At 69.4% G+C, this 376-nt stretch carries 1 pseudogene; it reads left to right on the top strand.

The window, feature by feature from the left end:
• Window positions 1–376 (top strand): annotated as a pseudogene (locus SB751_RS28505) (glycosyltransferase); the annotation flags it as partial.

Here is a 376-nt window from a genome sequence, read left to right as displayed (position 1 = left end):
ACGGCCACGTCACGTTCGGCTGTTTCGGCAAGCTCGTGAAGCTCGGTGACGACGTCGTGCGCGTGTGGTCGCGCGTGCTGGATGCACTGCCCGGCGCACGGCTGTTGCTGAAGGCGCGCGAGCTCGAACAGGCGGCGGTGCGCGAGGCAACCGCCGCGCGCTTCGCACGGCACGGGATCGACGCGAGCCGGCTGCTGTTCGACGGCGCATCGCCGCGCGCGGAGTATTTCAACGCGTACAACCGGATCGACGTCGCGCTGAGCCCGTTCCCGTACCCGGGCGGCACGACGACGGCCGAAGCGCTGTGGATGGGCGTGCCGGTGCTCGGGATGAAGGGCGGACGATTCGTCACGCACATCTGCGAGAGCCTGCTGCA

The sequence above is a fragment of the Cupriavidus sp. SIMBA_020 genome, from assembly GCF_046535395.1.
Classification (GTDB): domain Bacteria; phylum Pseudomonadota; class Gammaproteobacteria; order Burkholderiales; family Burkholderiaceae; genus Cupriavidus; species Cupriavidus campinensis.
The sequence above is the reverse complement of the archived record's forward strand: the minus strand, read 5'-3'. Positions and strand labels throughout refer to the sequence as shown.